The 16,430-nt window shown below is 63.9% G+C and carries 12 protein-coding genes; 3 read left to right on the top strand and 9 right to left on the bottom strand.

Annotated elements, in window-relative coordinates; all coding sequences use genetic code 11:
* Positions 1-9: 9 nt before the first annotated feature.
* From pseI to ACOYYX_RS19380, 9 genes are all read right to left on the bottom strand, one after another.
* The gene (gene pseI, locus ACOYYX_RS19420) at positions 10-1,074 is read right to left on the bottom strand and encodes a pseudaminic acid synthase (RefSeq protein ID WP_422931565.1); all 1,065 of its coding nucleotides are present in this window, start codon (positions 1,072-1,074) and stop codon (positions 10-12) included.
* 46 nt (positions 1,075-1,120) lie between these two features.
* Entirely contained in the window at positions 1,121-1,729 is a 609-nt protein-coding gene (locus ACOYYX_RS19415; protein ID WP_422931564.1) for a formyltransferase family protein, read from the bottom strand.
* Positions 1,704-2,768, bottom strand: coding sequence for a UDP-2,4-diacetamido-2,4,6-trideoxy-beta-L-altropyranose hydrolase (pseG, locus tag ACOYYX_RS19410; protein ID WP_422931563.1), 1,065 nt, complete (start codon positions 2,766-2,768; stop codon positions 1,704-1,706). The genes ACOYYX_RS19415 and pseG overlap by 26 nt, the downstream gene beginning before the upstream one ends.
* A complete protein-coding gene (locus ACOYYX_RS19405; RefSeq protein ID WP_422931562.1) occupies positions 2,769-3,494 on the bottom strand; it encodes a cytidylyltransferase domain-containing protein in 726 nt (241 codons plus the stop codon).
* Positions 3,491-4,693: a UDP-4-amino-4,6-dideoxy-N-acetyl-beta-L-altrosamine transaminase gene (pseC, locus tag ACOYYX_RS19400; protein ID WP_422931561.1), complete on the bottom strand. Its 1,203-nt coding sequence runs from the start codon at positions 4,691-4,693 to the stop codon at positions 3,491-3,493. The genes ACOYYX_RS19405 and pseC overlap by 4 nt, the downstream gene beginning before the upstream one ends.
* On the bottom strand, positions 4,690-5,664 hold the full coding sequence (pseB, locus tag ACOYYX_RS19395) for a UDP-N-acetylglucosamine 4,6-dehydratase (inverting) (RefSeq protein WP_422931560.1): 975 nt from the start codon (positions 5,662-5,664) through the stop codon (positions 4,690-4,692). Before pseB ends, pseC begins: the two co-directional genes overlap by 4 nt.
* Before the next feature lie 295 nt (positions 5,665-5,959).
* Positions 5,960-8,587 carry an O-antigen ligase family protein gene (locus ACOYYX_RS19390; RefSeq protein ID WP_422931559.1) on the bottom strand — a complete coding sequence of 876 codons (2,628 nt, stop codon included), beginning with the start codon at positions 8,585-8,587 and terminating at the stop codon, positions 5,960-5,962.
* Positions 8,588-8,829: 242 nt separating this feature from the next.
* On the bottom strand, positions 8,830-9,372 hold the full coding sequence (locus ACOYYX_RS19385; RefSeq protein WP_422931558.1) for a hypothetical protein: 543 nt from the start codon (positions 9,370-9,372) through the stop codon (positions 8,830-8,832).
* Between the two features lie 378 nt (positions 9,373-9,750).
* Positions 9,751-10,713 (bottom strand): SDR family oxidoreductase, encoded by a 963-nt coding sequence (locus ACOYYX_RS19380; RefSeq protein ID WP_422931557.1) that lies wholly within the window; start codon positions 10,711-10,713, stop codon positions 9,751-9,753.
* A 1,848-nt stretch (positions 10,714-12,561) separates the two neighbouring features.
* Between ACOYYX_RS19380 and ACOYYX_RS19375 the strand changes: the two genes are divergently transcribed.
* From ACOYYX_RS19375 to ACOYYX_RS19365, 3 genes are all read left to right on the top strand, one after another.
* Positions 12,562-14,469 (top strand): polysaccharide biosynthesis protein, encoded by a 1,908-nt coding sequence (locus ACOYYX_RS19375; protein WP_422931556.1) that lies wholly within the window; start codon positions 12,562-12,564, stop codon positions 14,467-14,469.
* A gap of 73 nt (positions 14,470-14,542) precedes the next feature.
* Positions 14,543-15,133: an SIS domain-containing protein gene (locus ACOYYX_RS19370; RefSeq protein ID WP_422931555.1), complete on the top strand. Its 591-nt coding sequence runs from the start codon at positions 14,543-14,545 to the stop codon at positions 15,131-15,133.
* Positions 15,134-15,264: 131 nt separating this feature from the next.
* Entirely contained in the window at positions 15,265-16,383 is a 1,119-nt protein-coding gene (locus ACOYYX_RS19365) for an NAD-dependent epimerase/dehydratase family protein (RefSeq protein WP_422931554.1), read from the top strand.
* Positions 16,384-16,430 lie beyond the last annotated feature (47 nt).

Here is a 16,430-nt window from a genome sequence, read left to right as displayed (position 1 = left end):
CGTGATCGTTCAACTGCCCGCGACATGCTGCCACGAGAGTGGGGTCCCGCGTTGAATATCCTGGCTCGCCCGTCGGCCGAGGACTTCGCCGAGATGGCGGGTGTGCAGGCCATAGCCCGGGCGGATCGAGCGGACGTTCGCCTCGGAGAAGGGCTCGCCGGCCTGGATGTCCTGGACGATGAAGAGCGAGCGCCGGAAGACCCGGCTCTTGGCTTCGCGGGCCCCGACGCCGTAGTGGACATTCCCCAGGGCGCTCTCCGCGGTCCTGATGGAATCGACCATTGCCTTGAACTCGTCGGGCTCGAGCGAGAAGGCCGAGTCGGGACCGGGGGTCTTGCGAGAGATCGTCATATGCTTCTCGACGATGCAGGCTCCGAGGGCCACGGCCGCCACCGGCACGGCGATGCCGAGCGTATGGTCGGACAGCCCGGTCGGGACCCCGAACGCGTCGGCCAGATGGGGGATCGTTTTGAGGTTCATTTCCTCGGGCGGTGCAGGGTAGGCACTGGTGCACTGGAGCAGGGCCAGCTCTCGACACCCTTCGTCGCGTAGTGTCCGGACCGCCTCGTCGATCTCGGCGAGCGAGGCCATGCCGGTTGACATGATGACGGGCTTACCCGTCTTCGCGACGAGCCGGAGGAGTGGGAGGTCGACAATCTCGAACGAGGCGACCTTGTAGAAGGTCATCCCCATCTTTTCGAGGAAATCGACGGCCGTTGCGTCGAACGGGGTCGAGAAGAATTCCATGCCGAGCGAGCGGCTCACCTCCATCAGCTTCGGCTGCCACTCCCAGGGCGTGTAGGCTTCGCCGTAGAGCTCGTAGAGGTTCCGCCCTTCCCAGAGGGTCCCTCCACCGATCCTGAACCACTCACGGTCGCAGTCGATCGTCAGGGTGTCGGGCGTATATGTCTGGATCTTGATCGCGTCGGCACCCGCGTCTTTCGCTGCGCGGATGATCGCGATCGCCTGCTCGATGTCGTGGTTATGGTTGGCCGAGAGTTCGGCGATGACGAACGTGGGATATCCTCGCCCGATCCGCCGGTCTCCGATCCGGATGTAATGTTGAGGGATCATGCTTCGCTCCGTTTCGGCGTTTGTGCGTCGGGTTCGTAGGACAGGCTCAACCGCATGTCGACATTACGTCCGTCCTGCTGAAATAGGCTCCAGCGTTGGGCGGGAACGTGCGGGCGCGAAGGATGTCGATGAGCTCTCGGCCCATGTACTCGCGATCGAGGTTGATCTCATCGGTCTGCGTGAGATCCTCGACCGTGTGGCACGTTTCGGCGTCGGGCGATTGGGGGACTCGCTGGCAAGCTCCGTTCCGAATCGAGGGCCAAGCTTTCTGGAAGAACTCGAAGGGCGCCCCCTCCACGATGCTCCAGACGTTCAGATACGTCCCGCGGTTGTAAGGGAGGTGCGATGAGTGGATGTTGACGCAGACGGTGGGGAAGAGGCGGAGGAATGCCTCCCGCAGGATGTAACCGAAGAGGGCCGATACGGCGGTGTCGTCCCCTAGTTTCCGGATCTCGGCGAGGCCGCTCGCCTCATCGAGGCGCGAGCCGTCGTAGACCCGAGACTCGTTGAGGTCGGATGCCTCGAGGATCTCTGGCCCGAACTTGCGGCGTCCTGGATGGTGGACCACGACGCGCATCAACTCCTCGCCGCGACGGCGGAGCCAGTCTGTCACCTGCCAGCCGACGCGGTTATTGCAGAGTAGGAGAACTTGCATGTTCCGCCACGAGGGTTTTGATTTGACGGCAGACCCGTTCCGCCCCACGCCCGTCCACGATCGTCCTGCCCCGCTCCGACATGCTCCGGCGAGCTATGTGATCCTCGATCAGCGCCTCCAATCCCTCGGTCAACGTCGAGGCCGAGAGATCCTGATGCCAGCCGAGGTTCCGCGTCGCTCCGGCGGCGTCCATCCCTCGAGCGATCCCTCGTTGGTTCTCCGCCAGCACGATCGTGAGGGCGGGCAACCCCATGAATGCGAGTTCCCAGCAGGTGCTTCCGGCGGCCGTCAAGGCAATATCGGCCCAGGCTATTTCAGCAGGCATGTCCTCAACAGCGCCAAGGATCTCAAGTCGCGATCCCAGGACTTCCCGGCCCTGACGAAGGCTTTCGAGTCGTCCTGAAGCCGGCCCTGCGATGAGGCGAATCTTCACGTCTCGGACATGGAGACGGCACAATGCCTGAATGACGTTCGAGAGCACGAGGCCAGGGTCGCCGCCGCCGAGCGTGACCAGGATCTTCGAGGCCGACTTGCTGAAGTCGCGATCGATCCAGGTAGCCTCTCGGAATTCGCGACGCAGCATTGCGTATCGTGTCCCGAGGAGGAACATCGGCCCGGAACGATAGCTGATCTCATGCGCCGAGATGTTTTGATTCAGGACGATGTCGGCATGACGATGAGACGTATGGCCATCATCATCGATAGCCAGAAGCGGTATCCCTCCTCGTTTGATGGTTTGTTGAAACGAGTCCGTGAAGTGATAACCATCGAGCACGATGGCCGAAGCACCTTCGGCGAGGGTCAAAGTCGAAGCCGCATCCTGTTCGCTTCCCGGATCGGCGAGGATCTGCCGGAAGGTGATCCCCTCGCGCTGGAGTCGGTCTTCGAAGGATGGCACGCTCGCGGACATGGCGAAGACGACGCGCCCGCCTTGGTCCTGCCAGGCCTGGGCCAGTGCGAGGCAACGCATCGCATGGCCGAACCCGATCGCCGGCCCGGCGTCCGTCCGGATCAGGAGCGTGGCATCTCGGCTGCTCATTCAGATGACCTTTTGCTCGATGTGGCGATTGATCTCCGACCACTCCGGGTTCCGCTCGATCAGGTCGAGGACTTCACGCCAGGACATCTCGTCATGGCCGAAGGTCTCGTAGATCCGGCGGATCAACTCGAGGTCCTCGGCCGTGTCGACGGTCCAGCGGAGGTGCGACACGTCCTTCTCGTTCTCGACCCCGCCGAGTCGGAATCGGCCGGGCTTGCGATAGAGATAGGGCGTGACGTGCTCGCGCGATGACACGTCCTGGTCCTCGATCCAGGCACTTTCAAGCGCCGCGTGACGGAAGGCCTCGGTATCCAAACCGCGAGGGTATGTTCGCGTGAGGATGTTACTCACGTAGTCCAGGGGCGGCTGCCGGATCAACAGCGCCTTGACGACGAGGTCCACGACGCCGGGGTCGATCAGGGGGCAGTCCGAGGTGATCCGCACGACGACGTCGGCGTTGAATGCCTTCGCCGCGCCGAGGTAGCGATCGAGGACGTCGGTCTCGCTGCCCTGGAAGACCGGCCAGCCCGACGACTCGCACCACTCCACCAGGGGACTGTCCCTGGCTTCGGTGGTGGTCGCCACGACGACCTGATCGACCAACCGGGCGCGTTGCAGTCGATTCAGGACCCGCGCGAGCATCGGCTCGCCGTCGAGGTCTTGCAGGACCTTGCGCGGGAGTCGGGTACTCCCGAGCCGGGCTTGGACGATGGCGACAACCTTCATGAGGCGTAGGCTCCGACGACCTTGTCCACGGCGACGATGACGTCTTCGACATCGCGATCGCTCATCGCGGGGAAGATCGGCAACGAGAGGACCTGCTCGTACGCCGCCTCGGCGACGGGGCAGAGGCCCGGTCTCGTCCCGAACCGCTCGCGATAGAACGGATGCAGATGCACCGGAATGTAATGGACGTTGACGCCGATCCCTTCGGCCCGAAGGGCGCTGAAGAGTGTCCCCCGATCGGTATTCAGGAAATTCGGGTCGAACCGAACCACGTAGATGTGGTACGCGTGCGAGACGTCCTCTCGCCGCTCCAGGGGGTTGACGCCGGGCATCGCACGGAAGGCCTCGTCATATTGACGGGCGATTTCCTGCCGCCTGGCGATCCAGTCCGGGAGCTTGCGAAGCTGACTCATGCCGAGGGCGCACTGGATGTCGCTCAGGCGGTAGTTGAAGCCGAGATCGACCATCTCGTAGGACCAACGCCCCTGCTTCTCGCGCTGACGATGATCGGTCGTGATGCCGTGGTTGCGGAAGAGCCGCATCCGCCGGGCCAGTTCCGAGTCATCGGTGGTGATCGCGCCGCCTTCTCCTGTCGTAATATGCTTGACCGGATGGAAACTGAAGGTGTTCAGGTCGGCCAGTGATCCGACGCGTCGGCCTCGATCACTCCCTCCGATGGCGTGGCAGGCGTCGTCCACCAGCCGGAGCCCTCGCGGGGATGTCACCTCGCGGAGGGCATTGTAGTCGCAGGGCTGCCCGGCGTAGTCGACGGCGATGACGGCCTTCGTCTTCGGGGTGATCCTGGCCGTGACCTGCTCGGGGTCGATCAGGAGCGTGTCGGGGTCGACGTCGGCGAAGACCGGGGTTGCCCCCAGGAACACCGCGGCGTTCGCCGTGGCGGCGAAGGTCATCGCCGGCACGATGACCTCATCGCCGGGGCCGACTCCGAGGGCATAGAGCGCCGCATGCAAGGCGGCGGTCCCGTTGCTGATGGCGACCGCCTCGATCGTTCCGACGGCCTTCGCCAGAGCCCGCTCGAATTCCTCGACGGCGGGGCCGGTCGTCAGCCAGTCGGAACGGAGCACGTCGACGACCGCCGCGATGTCGTCGTCGTCGACGGTCTGCTTGCCGTAGGGGAGCAGGGTCCGCCGGACGGGAGTCCCGCCTTGCGCGGCGAGTCGCTCGCGTTGGGAGTTCAATGCCCCTCCTCGGCCAGGGCCCGCAACTCGTTGACCTTGAGCGACTGGGCATTGTTGTCGCTGCTGTAGCAGAAGCCGTCGGGCAGGGGGCGGCCCTTCGAAGCGAGTTGGCTCCACGAGGCATAAGCGGCCTGGAGGACGTACATGTCTTCAAGCTCGATCGTGTGTCGCGACTCATCGGACGAGATGAGGACTTCGTGCAACTTCTCGCCGGGGCGGATGCCGATCTCGTCGACCTGGCAGTCGCTCGCGACGGCCTTGACCAGCTCCATGATGTTCGTGCTGGGGATCTTGGGGATGAAGACCTCGCCGCCTTGCATCTCCTCGATGCAGCGGATGACGAACTTGACCCCCTTGTCCAGCGTCAGCCAGAACCGGGTCATGCGCGGGTCGGTGATCGTCACGCGGCCATTCTTGCGCTGTTCGACGAAGAGCGGGATGACGCTGCCTCGGCTGCCGACCACGTTGCCGTAGCGGACGCAACTGAAACGCGAGGGTCCGTTTCCTCGATAGGAGTTCGCCTGGACGAACAACTTCTCGGCCACGAGCTTGGTGGCGCCATAGAGGTTGGCCGGGCTGACGGCCTTATCGGTGCTGATGGCGAGGACCTTGCTCACGCCGCAATCGAGCGCGGCGTCGATGATGTTGCGCGAGCCGTCGACGTTCGTCCTCACGGCCTCGATCGGGTTGAACTCGCAGGCGGGGACCTGCTTCATCGCCGCCGCGTGGACGACGACGTCGACCCCTTGCATCGCCCTTCGCAGGCGATCGACGTCCCGGACGTCACCGATGAAATAGCGGAGGCTTTCGTGATCATAGCCCGACGTCCGCATTTCATGCTGCTTGAGCTCATCCCGGCTGAAGATGATCAACCGCCTCGGCTTATGGTCGCGGAGCATGGTCTCCGTGAACTTCTTACCGAAGGAGCCCGTGCCCCCAGTCACCAGCACACTCAACCCGGACCAATTCATGCGTCGTTCCTTTCTAGACCGGTAGCTATCGCATCAAGGCTGCCGACGAGGCACGGTGAGCGGGACGAGCCCGGATCGGGCGTTATCCGTTGCCGAAAGCCGCGGGAGCGATCGCGATGAATCGCCCGCAGCCCGGACGCCGAGCCTGCGCGTTTCGAGGTTTCTGCTCGCCCGAAGCGTCATTTGGCTTCGCGCAGATATCTCAAGAGGACACAACTCAAAAAGTGTTCAGGCAACGTTGCCCGGGGGAAATCTCGAGGTTCGGGAATAACCGATCGCACCCCTGTCTACGACGTCAGGGGATCCTGATGAAAGGCGACCGCGACTGCCCGTTGCGAGCTAGGTTGTCCGCGATGATGTCGAGCCTGTGCTTGAGTTCGGGGAATTCGGGATCGATCTGGAGCCCGACCAACGCCTGCTCGCGAGCGGCCTTGAACAGCCCCCAATCGCAAAGCCTATCGATATATTCCACGCGCCATCGCGTCTGGAGCGGCTCCCGTTCGAGCATCTCGCTCGCGATCTCGCGGGCTCTTGCAATCTCCCCGAGCCGGCAACGAATCAAGTACTCTTCATGGAGTTTCTCTGTTTCGGATAAGTCCGTTTCGTCGGGCAGGCGCACCAACGCCTCGCGGAGGAAGAGTTCGCGAGGCTCGCGCGACGCGATGCCCTGGTAGAGTCGGTCGGCGAACCAGAGCGGATAGCGGCCGCGCGGCGGGATGACGTCCCGAAGGATCTGCTCCGGCGTCAGGACCGTCGTCGCGGAATCGGCCACCTCGGTCCAGTCGACCACGAACCCTTCGAGCACTCGTTTCCAGCAGGAGGCCGCGAGCTTGAAATCGCCCGCCATCGCGGAGAGGTTGGCGACGTACTGGAGAGATCGCGTGTCGGCGCCTGCCAGCCTCGCCGCCCTCTCGAGGTAGACGCTGGTGGGCTCTCTACCTTCGAGCAAGTAATCGACGGTCGCGAGCCCGGCGTGTGACAGTGCGAGCGTCGGTGCGCATCGCCTGGCCTCGAGGAAATCAGTGGCCGCCGGGAGGATGAAGCGGCGGATTGGCTCCTGCTCGAGGAACGAGTCAACCTCGATCTCGTCGCCGACCTTTCCCGCGTGAGCGAGGCGGTAGAGCCAGAACGGGTCCGACAGCAGCGCCCTACGGTCGGCATCGGGCACCTGGTCGCCGATGGCTTGATCGGTGATCGTGCGATAGAGATCGAGTCGCGTCAGGCCGAGCCGGAGGTGCCCCTCGGCCCAGTTCGGGCGGACGGCCAACGCGGCCTTCAGCGCACGCTCCATCGCCTCGAGTTGTTCCAGCGGCAGGCTCGTGGGCTGGATCGTCGGTACCGATGACCCAGGCAAGGGGACGTTCCCCCTCGAGAGGAGGATTTCGGCACGAGCGAGCCGGAAGGTCGGGATGAGGATCGCGACCGCGGCGACGGCCGATGCGAGCAGGACCGCGCGTCCCGCGAGGCGTGGTCCGACCACCTGCGCATCCGCGCCCGCGACCTCCGAAGTTTGCCGAGCCCTGAGGCCGAGGCGGCAGAGGTGGCCGATCAGCATGAGCGCCGTGACCGCCACGCCGGGGATGTGGAGGCAGAAGTCGCTCATGCATTGGACAAGCAAGGCGAAGAGGCTCCACAAGCCGCCGAGCACGATCAGGCGATCGCTCGCGATGCGGGTGCTCGTAAAGGCTCGCCCGGCGAGCCTCAGGGTTGCCGCGATGGCGGCGATGCCGATGCCTAGCCCGATGATGCCGGTTTCCACGAGGAGTTCGAGATACTCATTCTCGGCATGCCCGTAGAAGACGCCTCGATCGACCTTCCCGTAGGATGCGACGGCGAACGGAAATGAGCCGAGCCCCGTCCCCACCGCGGGATAATCCCGCCAGACCGAGAGCGATTGCCCCCAGATCTTCAGCCTGGGTGCGAAGGCGTCTCGGCCGAGGATCGTGCCGAGTCGCTGGAACGGCGAGAGGCTGCCGACGGCCATCATCAGCATCGGGGCCATGGCCAGGAAGACGAGCAGGCCCACCTGGGGTCGAGAAACCCTGGGACGCCAGAGGACCAGCACCACGAGCGAAGCCACGACCGCCGAGACAAAGCCGCCTCGCGAGTGCGAACTGAGCAGCCCGACGACGATCAAGGTCATCGCGTACGAATACCAGAGCCAAGAGCCGCCGGCGCGTGTCCGCCTGGGCTCGCGCCCCGCGGCGAGCAACGACCCGATGCAGAGCCCGAGGCCGAGATTGAGGTAGGCGGCGAGGTGGTTATGGCAGACGAATGGCCCCCCCGAGTACCAGGGCCCGAATGGTTGCGACGACGGGCGGATCCAGTAGATCTTGCCGTTCCAGCTCAGCGACTGGATCAAGGCGAAGAAGGCGAGAAACGCGGCGTTGATCGCGATGGCCGTGGCGAACCTCCGGAACGAGGCCAGGCCTCCTCCCAGGTTGAGCACCGACTGAAATAGGATCCAGGCCGCCGTCAGTGCGAGGCAGGTGTTGATGGTCTCCTCGGGCACGAGGCTCAGCGTCGATTCGGCGCCCCTGGCCGCGGGCAGGGAGGAGCCGGCCACGACCTCGAGCGCCTTCGGGAACAGGCTCGTACGCAGACCGGCCGCCTGCGGGCTGATCCGGGCCAGGAGCCGCTCGGGAAAGGACCTCGACTGGATGAGCGCCAAGGCGATCAGGCCGAGCAGGGCCAGGCTGGGCAGGCACGTCGCGGCTCCGCGAGTCCCGGCCTCACCCCATCCTCGCACCAACCCCAGGAGCGCCAGCGCGATTGTCCCGAGGAGGATGCCGAGCATCGCCCACCCGTCGACGGAACCGAACGCCCAGGGGGTGAGGCAGGCCATCGCCAGCATCACCGCCTCCGACGCCTGGTCCAGGAGCCGAGATCTGGCCTGTCTATCGATGTTGGTTTGTGTAGTCATGTGGAGCCATCGGAGCGTGGGCGTTCCCGAGGATAGGTCGGGGTCCGTGAACCTGTTGGTCCCTTGCACAACCGGGATGCCTGACACCCTTGGCAACGTCGCAGGGATGACAACAGCGAGACCCCGCCTGGATCGAGGGCGACGATCCGTCGGGCCGTTCGCGAGCCCTCGATGTTCCCGAAGGAACGTAGAGGGCGCTCAAGGCCTCTGGGTTGCGTTAGGGGAGCCGTCGTTCCGACGCGTCAACGCGCCGGGGTGGCTGGCCCTCGGCCTGCGATGGCCGCGGCATAGAACTGCTCATTGAGCTGGAGGATGCTTCGTCTCGCCGCCAATTGCTGCTCCAGGCGCTGGATCCGCTGGGCCTGCACGGGGTTCCTGGGGACCAGAGAGAGGAGCTGATTCAGGCGGTTGTCGAGCAAGACCAACGACGCCTGGATCGCCTGCAGCCGGTTGTTCAGCACGCGATACAGCGGCGGCAGCGGCGGATTCTGGAGGAGGAAGGCCGTCCGCTGCGCGGCGGCTTCGAGTCTCCGCTCCTGGGCGTCGATTCGCGGGGTCTTCGGGGTCAACAGCGAGAGTCGCGTGAGCTGCTGCTGGATCGTCGTCGCTCGCGCGGTGAGGTTGGCGAGGATCGCCTCTTCCTGCGCGCCGAGGAGGAAATTCAGGTAGCTCGCATCCCGAGTGCGACGGTTCGTGGGCGATTGCGCCCGGGCTTCGCTCAGGCCCAGGCCGACCACCACGAGTGGCAATAGCCAGGCGATTTTTCGACGGATTGGTATGAGCATGCGCAAGGCGCTCCTTGGATTCCGGCGGGCGATGGAGGTCGCTCTCTTGGCTCTTTGGGTTCCTGAGGTTCCTTCCCGGACGAGATCCGACATCCGCGAGACCGTTGGCGGGCCCCAGGCCTCCGAGACCCCGCGACGATCTCCACCGTGGTCGCTTGAAATCAGTTGGCATCCGAAGTTGGGAGACTGATTCGGGCGTGGATCGAGTCCCGGCCCGAGTATCGACGGCACTCCCGGGCGATCTCCGGGAGGTTCTCGCCGGCCGCGGTCCTGGTTCCCAGGCTCTCGGCGGCGAACACGAGTTGGCGGTCTTGCCCTCCACCTTGGTTTGAGATTCCGGTCACGGCCCGCGGTGCTTCCCTTTGATATCAATGCGTGTCAGCCGACCGTCGCGACGGAGGCCTGGCTCTGGACGGTCCGCGACAGGCCTTCCTCGAAGTTGACGACCGGCTCATAACCGATCGCGGCCTTGATGCGAGTCAGGCTCGCGAGCGAGTCGCGGATGTCCCCGGCCCTCGGCGGCAGGAACGTGGGTTCCAGGTCGGTCCCGAGGATCGCGTTGATCGAGGCGACCAGGTCGAGCAGGCTGATGCGCTCGCCGCCCCCGACGTTGTAGACCTCGCCCTTGAGCGGATGCGGCGCCCGCATCGCCAGGAGGTTCGCGGCGACCGCGTTGGCGACGAAGGTGAAGTCGCGGGTCTGCTGGCCGTCCCCGTAGATCGAGGGGCGTCGACCTTCCGCCATCCCCTTGGAGAATTGCGAGATCACCCCGCTATAAGGGCTCGAGGGGTCCTGACGAGGGCCGAAGATGTTGAAGTAACGCAGGCTTACGCCGTCAAGGCCCATCGATTTTGCGTAGACGCGAACGTAGTGCTCGCCGGCGAGCTTACCGGCGGCGTAAGGGCTCAGCGGATTGGGTGGCATACCTTCGTGCTTGGGGAGTTCTTCCGTCTCGCCATAGGCACTGCTGGACGCGGCGAACATGACCCGGCGGACACCGGCCTGTCGCGAGGCTTCGAGCACGTTGAGAGTCGTCGTCGGCCCATTCTCGTGCGAGGTCAGCGGTTCCTTGACGGAGCGGGGTACACTCGGGATCGCCGCCTGATGGAAGACGAAGTCCACCCCTTCCGCGACCTTGCGGCAATTCTCGAAGTTGGAGAGGTCCAGCTCGAACCACTCGATCGCGCCTTCCATCCCCTGGAGGTTGGAACGTCGGCCCGTGCTCAAGTTGTCCGCGACGCGAACCCGGAGCCCCTCGGCCAGTAGGGCCTCGACGAGGTGGGAGCCGATGAAGCCGGCGCCCCCGGTGACGAGGGCGAGTTCTCTTCCGCTGTGTAACATGGTCTCGTTGTTACCTTCGGATGCCTCGGAATGGACTTAATGCACGGCCGGCCGTCGCAGGATCGCATGGGGTCGAGGCGCCTTGCCGGCCCACTCATCCTTCGAGTTGAGGCGGCGATCCAAGGCGAACTGAAGACGTAGGGATTCGCTCACGCACGCGGCCAGGGAGGATTGGCGGCGACGATGGCTTAAGAGGCTTGAAAGATGTTCTTAGCGGTTAGGCAGAGAAATCGCACGACCTGAAGAGAAGCTAAGTGCTCCTCATTCGAATGTCAAGCAACACATTAGTGATTCTCAAAAAACTTATAGGGAATTCGAGTTGAATTGATTCGACAAAGCCGTCGATTCAAGCACACTACAGCCGGCCACGCGATCGGTGACACCCGATTCGTTTCGATTCGCCCCGCCCTTCGTTCTCCGCCGCACGACCGGTCGGAGTGGAAAGTAGCCGTCCGACCAAGCCTAACACGAGGAATGTCGGATCGAAGGATTTCTCACATTCGAAATTTTTTGTGTCACTATTTGCCGGCTGGATCGCATTACTGCTGCCATGCTGGTGATTCTCCCCGCCGTCGAGTGATCCTTGACAGGCGATCCCCCACCAATATACGCTGTATCCACAATCATCGCTGTGTTGTTCGGACTGCGTGTGGCTCGCTCCCCCCGACGAATGCCACTCCTAAGGGGATGGGTCTCCCCTGGTTGGATCGGAACGCACTCCCTAAATCATTGCCCAGGTTGCGATATCGCTGAACGGAGATGGCTCGGCCATGAGTTCCTTCGGGAAGGGTCCGCGCTCGTGGGTAGTCGTGCTCTCGGCGATAAAACTTCGAGATAACACGTCTTCGAAACTGGATTCGAAGAGAATGATTCGAATTCATGGACGATGAATTCCAGATAATTTCGAAGATTTAAGGCGATGAATGGGACCCGGAAGCCGACAAAAATTTGCGGATTGTGCTCTTCCGTGGGAGTTGGGTCTTGTTCGGATGAATTCGATGTGTGTAGGTTGTGTTGAGGCTTGTGGGTTGTTGCTTGGCCGACAGTGCCGTCGGCGATCGAAGTTGGTCTTGAGGGCCCGGAGAGTGCGATTCGGGTCGGTCGACTCTTGGTCTAATATCCTGTGGCAATAGCCTCGACACCGAATATCACTCGACGGGTTTGGTTGTTGTAACTGGCTTGTTGTAGCGTCTCAAGCTCCGCGGAGTGGTCCCCGTCCGCATAGTCGTGCATGCGGGCGAGGGTCATCCGGCGTGAGTCATTCGCGAGCGGCGTTGAAGATATATCGCTCGAGCCTTCGAGGATTGAAGGCGAAGTCGGCTCAGGACGGATCGACCCGGTCGACGCGAATCAGCCGTGCGTACCACGTTCCACACTGGGTAGTGCGAAGCTCAATCGGTTGACTACTGCTGAAGGGGCAAGTCCCAGGTGATGGCGGGGACCGTGTGACGTCCACGTCTCGCCCCTCGTTCATCTCCCGCTCGAAGGGAGGGGAGGGCCACGGCCGCCGTTGCCGAGGCCCGCCGGTCTCGTACGGCCCTGCGCCATCGAGCCGATCCCCGCCCGTGCCGCGTGGAGAGGAACCGTATGCTTGCACCACGTGAGGACTGAACCGCCATGAGACAATACAGTCCGCCGACTGTTAAGCGTCCCGCAGCTCTTCACTCGTCCATGATCTTACCGCTCTGTTTAAGCGCGGTCCGAGGGTCGCAAGCCTTTCATCGAATCACGAAATATCGGCAATGGATCATCCTCATAGGGCACGTCGTTGCCTTCGTATGCTTCTATCAGATTGCGTATCTCCTCCGATTTGACGGAGACATACCGGCGTTCCAGGGCCGACTTGCGTTGAGGACGGTCCCGCTGGTCCTCGCGACCAAGCTCGCGATCTTCATGGCGATGGGGAGCCATCGAGGCTGGTGGCGTTACGCGACGTTCGCCGACATCGTCAAGCTCGCCGAGGCCGCCACGCTGAGCTCGCTGGTGATCTTCCTGATCAACCAGGCCTGGATCACGACGGGCTCGACGGGGATCCCGAGGTCGATCATCCTGCTCGACTGGGCGACGACGCTCCTCCTCTTCGGCGCGATCCGTGGGAGCACGCGACTGCTCCGCGAATACTATTACCCCATGCTCAAGTCGCAGGACCATCGGCGTACCCTCGTGGTGGGCTCGTCGGAAGTGGGGGTCGCCCTCGTCCGCGAGTTGCAGAGCCGGCCGGGGCTGGGGATGCGAGTGCTCGGCCTGCTCGACCCCAACGCCAGCATGAAGGGAAGGGTCGTGGCGGGGGTGAGGGTCCTCGGGCGTCCCGACGAGATTGGACGTTTCGCCTCTCGCAAGCGGATCGACCTGGTCCTCATCGCGACCCCTTCCGTCCCGGTTGAGGTGATGCGGACGCTCGTCTCCGACTGCAACGAGGTCGGCGTCAAGGTCCAGGTCGTGCCCAGTCTCGACGCGCTGTTGACCGGATCGCTCACGGTCCAGCCGCGCGACGTCGACATCGAAGACCTCCTCTGCCGGGAGCCGGTGACGCTCGACACCGAGGCGATCGGCCGGTTCCTGCGAGATCGGGTCGTGCTGGTGACCGGCGCGGCGGGGAGCATCGGGTCGGAGCTCTGCCGGCAGTCGCTCAACTTTCAGCCGAAGCGTCTGATCCTGCTCGACCACTCCGAGAACGGCATGTTCGCGATCGAGCGTGAGCTACGCGAGAGAGCGGACTCGACCGAGATCGTCGCCAGGGTCGCGAGCATCACCGACGCCCGACGCCTCCGCGCGATCTTTGAGAAGGATAAGCCCGAGGTCGTCTTCCACGCCGCCGCCCATAAGCACGTCCCCATGATGGAGATGAACGTCGGCGAGGCGATCAAGAACAACATCATCGGGTCCTGCACGCTGGTCGACGAAGCCGTGGCCGCCGGGGCGGAAGCCCTGGTCATGATCTCGACCGATAAGGCGGTCAACCCGTCGAGCGTCATGGGGGTTTGCAAGCGCGTCGCCGAGATGTACGTCCAGGCGCTCTCCGACAAGGTGGATACGCGACTCGTGACGGTCCGGTTCGGCAACGTGCTCGGCTCCAACGGCAGCGTGGTCCCCGTCTTCAAGGAGCAGATCCGAAGGGGTGGTCCTGTCACTGTCACACATCCCGATGTGACGCGTTACTTCATGACGATCCCCGAGGCCACCCAGCTCGTCCTCCAGGCCGGGACGCTCGGCTCCGGCGGCGAGATCTTCGTGCTGGACATGGGGCAGCCGATCAAGGTGGCCGACCTCGCGCAGGACCTGATCCGGCTCTCCGGGTTCCAGGATTATCGCGAGATCGAGATCGTCTACACGGGGCTTCGTCCGGGCGAGAAGCTCTACGAAGAACTCTACGACCCGCGAGAGCGGCGGCTCCCCACGCCTCACCCCAAGATCTTCAAGGCGCAACATCGTCAGTGCTCGCTCGACTGGCTTCGACTCCGGCTCAAGGAACTCTCCCGGAGCGCGGAGACGCGTCACGACGAGCTGGTGGCCCTCCTCCAGGAGATCGTGCCGGAGTACCAGCCGAAGCGATCCGACGCGGCCGAGGCCGTAGCGACGCCGTCGGACCCTTCCAGGGAGCCGCCACTTTCGCTGATCAACAACATCCTCATGGGGATGAAAGATGGCAGCGAGGTCGGCGCCCTCGAGATCGGTCGTGACCTGGAGAAACCCGAGGTCGTGACATCGAAGCATCCCGTGATGAGTCGCTCTGCACCTTTGCCGTTCTCGTCCTGAGTGCGGCCTGCGATGAAAGACGATAGAAATCCCGGTACTTCCGAATTTGGGGAATTCCCCGGAGGTGACGTCCTTGATCGATATTGCGGAGGCCATCCTCGAGCATCAGGAAGTGATCGCCTCACTCCGCCCCCTGGCCTCGGGGATCAGAGAGGTGGCGGAACGCATGACGGACCGCCTGGACGAAGGAGGCAAGATCCTCTGGATGGGACATGGCGGGAGCGCGGCCGACAGCCAGCACCTCGCCTCGACCCTGGAGGCCCGGTTCCGCAGGGAGCGGCTCGGCCTGGCGTCGATTGCCCTCACGGTCGACTCCTCGTCGATGGCGGCATTCTCGAATGAGTATGGATTCGAGCGAGTCTTCGAGCGCCAGATCGAGGCGTTCTGCCAGCCGAACGACGTGGTCGTCGGCCTCTCGATCTCCGGCCAGAGCCCGAGCATCCTCTCGGCGGTCCGCAGGGCGCGGCGGCTCGGGGCGTTGACCGTCGGCCTGGCCGGCGGGGGCGGTGGCGACCTCGTCGCCGCGTGCGACCTGTGCCTCGTCGTCCCCTCGGACGCCACAATGCGTATCCATGAAGCCCATGTTTTGATCGGACATCTGCTCTGCGAGTGGATCGACTCGTCGGTCATCCAGAGGAAGGCGAACGACGTGACCTACGCATGACGGAAGCGTCGTCCGCTTCCATGCCAGGTCGGCAACGCGCGTCAACATCTTCGCGTGTTGGTCCCGAGGCCGCAGGTTTCGTCGAGCTCGGCTCGAGGTCGATGATCACCACTTGAGAAAGGCGAACAGCGATGAGGCTGCTGGTAACCGGAGGCGCGGGCTTCATTGGGTCTCACACGGTCGACATCCTCCTGAGGCGCGGCCATACCGTCCGCGTCGTCGACGCGCTCGTCCCGCAGGTCCACGGCCCGCAACGTCGGCGGCCGGCCTATCTCGATCCCGACGTGGAGCTGATCGTCGGTGAGTTGCAGGATCCCGAGGTCGTCTCGCGAGCCCTCGATGGCATCGACTCGGTGATCCACCTGGCCTCTCTGGTCGGCGTCGGCCAGTCGATGTACGAGATCACGCGATACTGCCAGGCGAACGTCATGGGCACGGCCGTGCTGCTCCAGACGATCGTCGAGCGGAAGATGGAGTTGAAGAGCTTCGTGGTGGCCTCGTCGATCTCATCCTACGGCGAAGGACGATACGCCCGCTCCGACGGCCGCCTCGTCGATCCCCCGGTCCGCCCCGAAGAGCAACTCGCCGCCGGCGACTGGGAAGTTCGCGACCTCGACGGCCACGTCCTCACGCCCGTCCCGACCGACGAAGAGAAGTCGCTCCGTCCGATCTCGCTCTATGCCATCAATAAGCGTGACCAGGAAGAAATGTGTCTCTGCATAGGCGGAGCCTATGGCATCCCGGCGACGGCGCTCCGCTTCTTCAATGTCTATGGTGCGCGTCAGGCCCTCTCGAATCCTTATACGGGTGTCGCCGCGATCTTCTGTGCCCGCCTCCTCAATGATAAGCAACCATTGATCTTCGAGGATGGACGCCAGCGTCGCGACTTCGTGCACGTCGAGGACATCGCGTCGGCGGTCGTGCTGGCGGCCGAGAATCCGGCCCCCGGCGAGGCGATCAACATCGGCTCGGGGGAGGTCACCACGATCACGAACCTCGCCACGACCCTCGCGAACGCCATGGGCAAGGACATCGAGCCGGAGATCCTGGGCAAGTATCGCAAGGGGGACATCCGCCACTGCTTCGCCGACATCTCCAAGGCACGTCGGCTCCTCGGCTACGAGCCGGCCAGGCCCTTCCGAGAGAACGTGCCCGAACTCATCTCCTGGGTCCAGACGCAGCAAGGCGCGGCGGAAGACGGGGTCGATAGCGCCTGGCACGAGCTCTCGAGCCGAGGTTTGCTCGCATGAGCAAGTTACACTCCACGGGGAGTCCGGCGGGTCGTCCACGTTTCGAC

The organism is Singulisphaera chitinilytica (assembly GCF_049331405.1).
GTDB lineage: Bacteria > Planctomycetota > Planctomycetia > Isosphaerales > Isosphaeraceae > PoT.
Note: the sequence above shows the minus strand (reverse complement) of the source record. Positions and strands in the feature narration are given on the sequence as shown.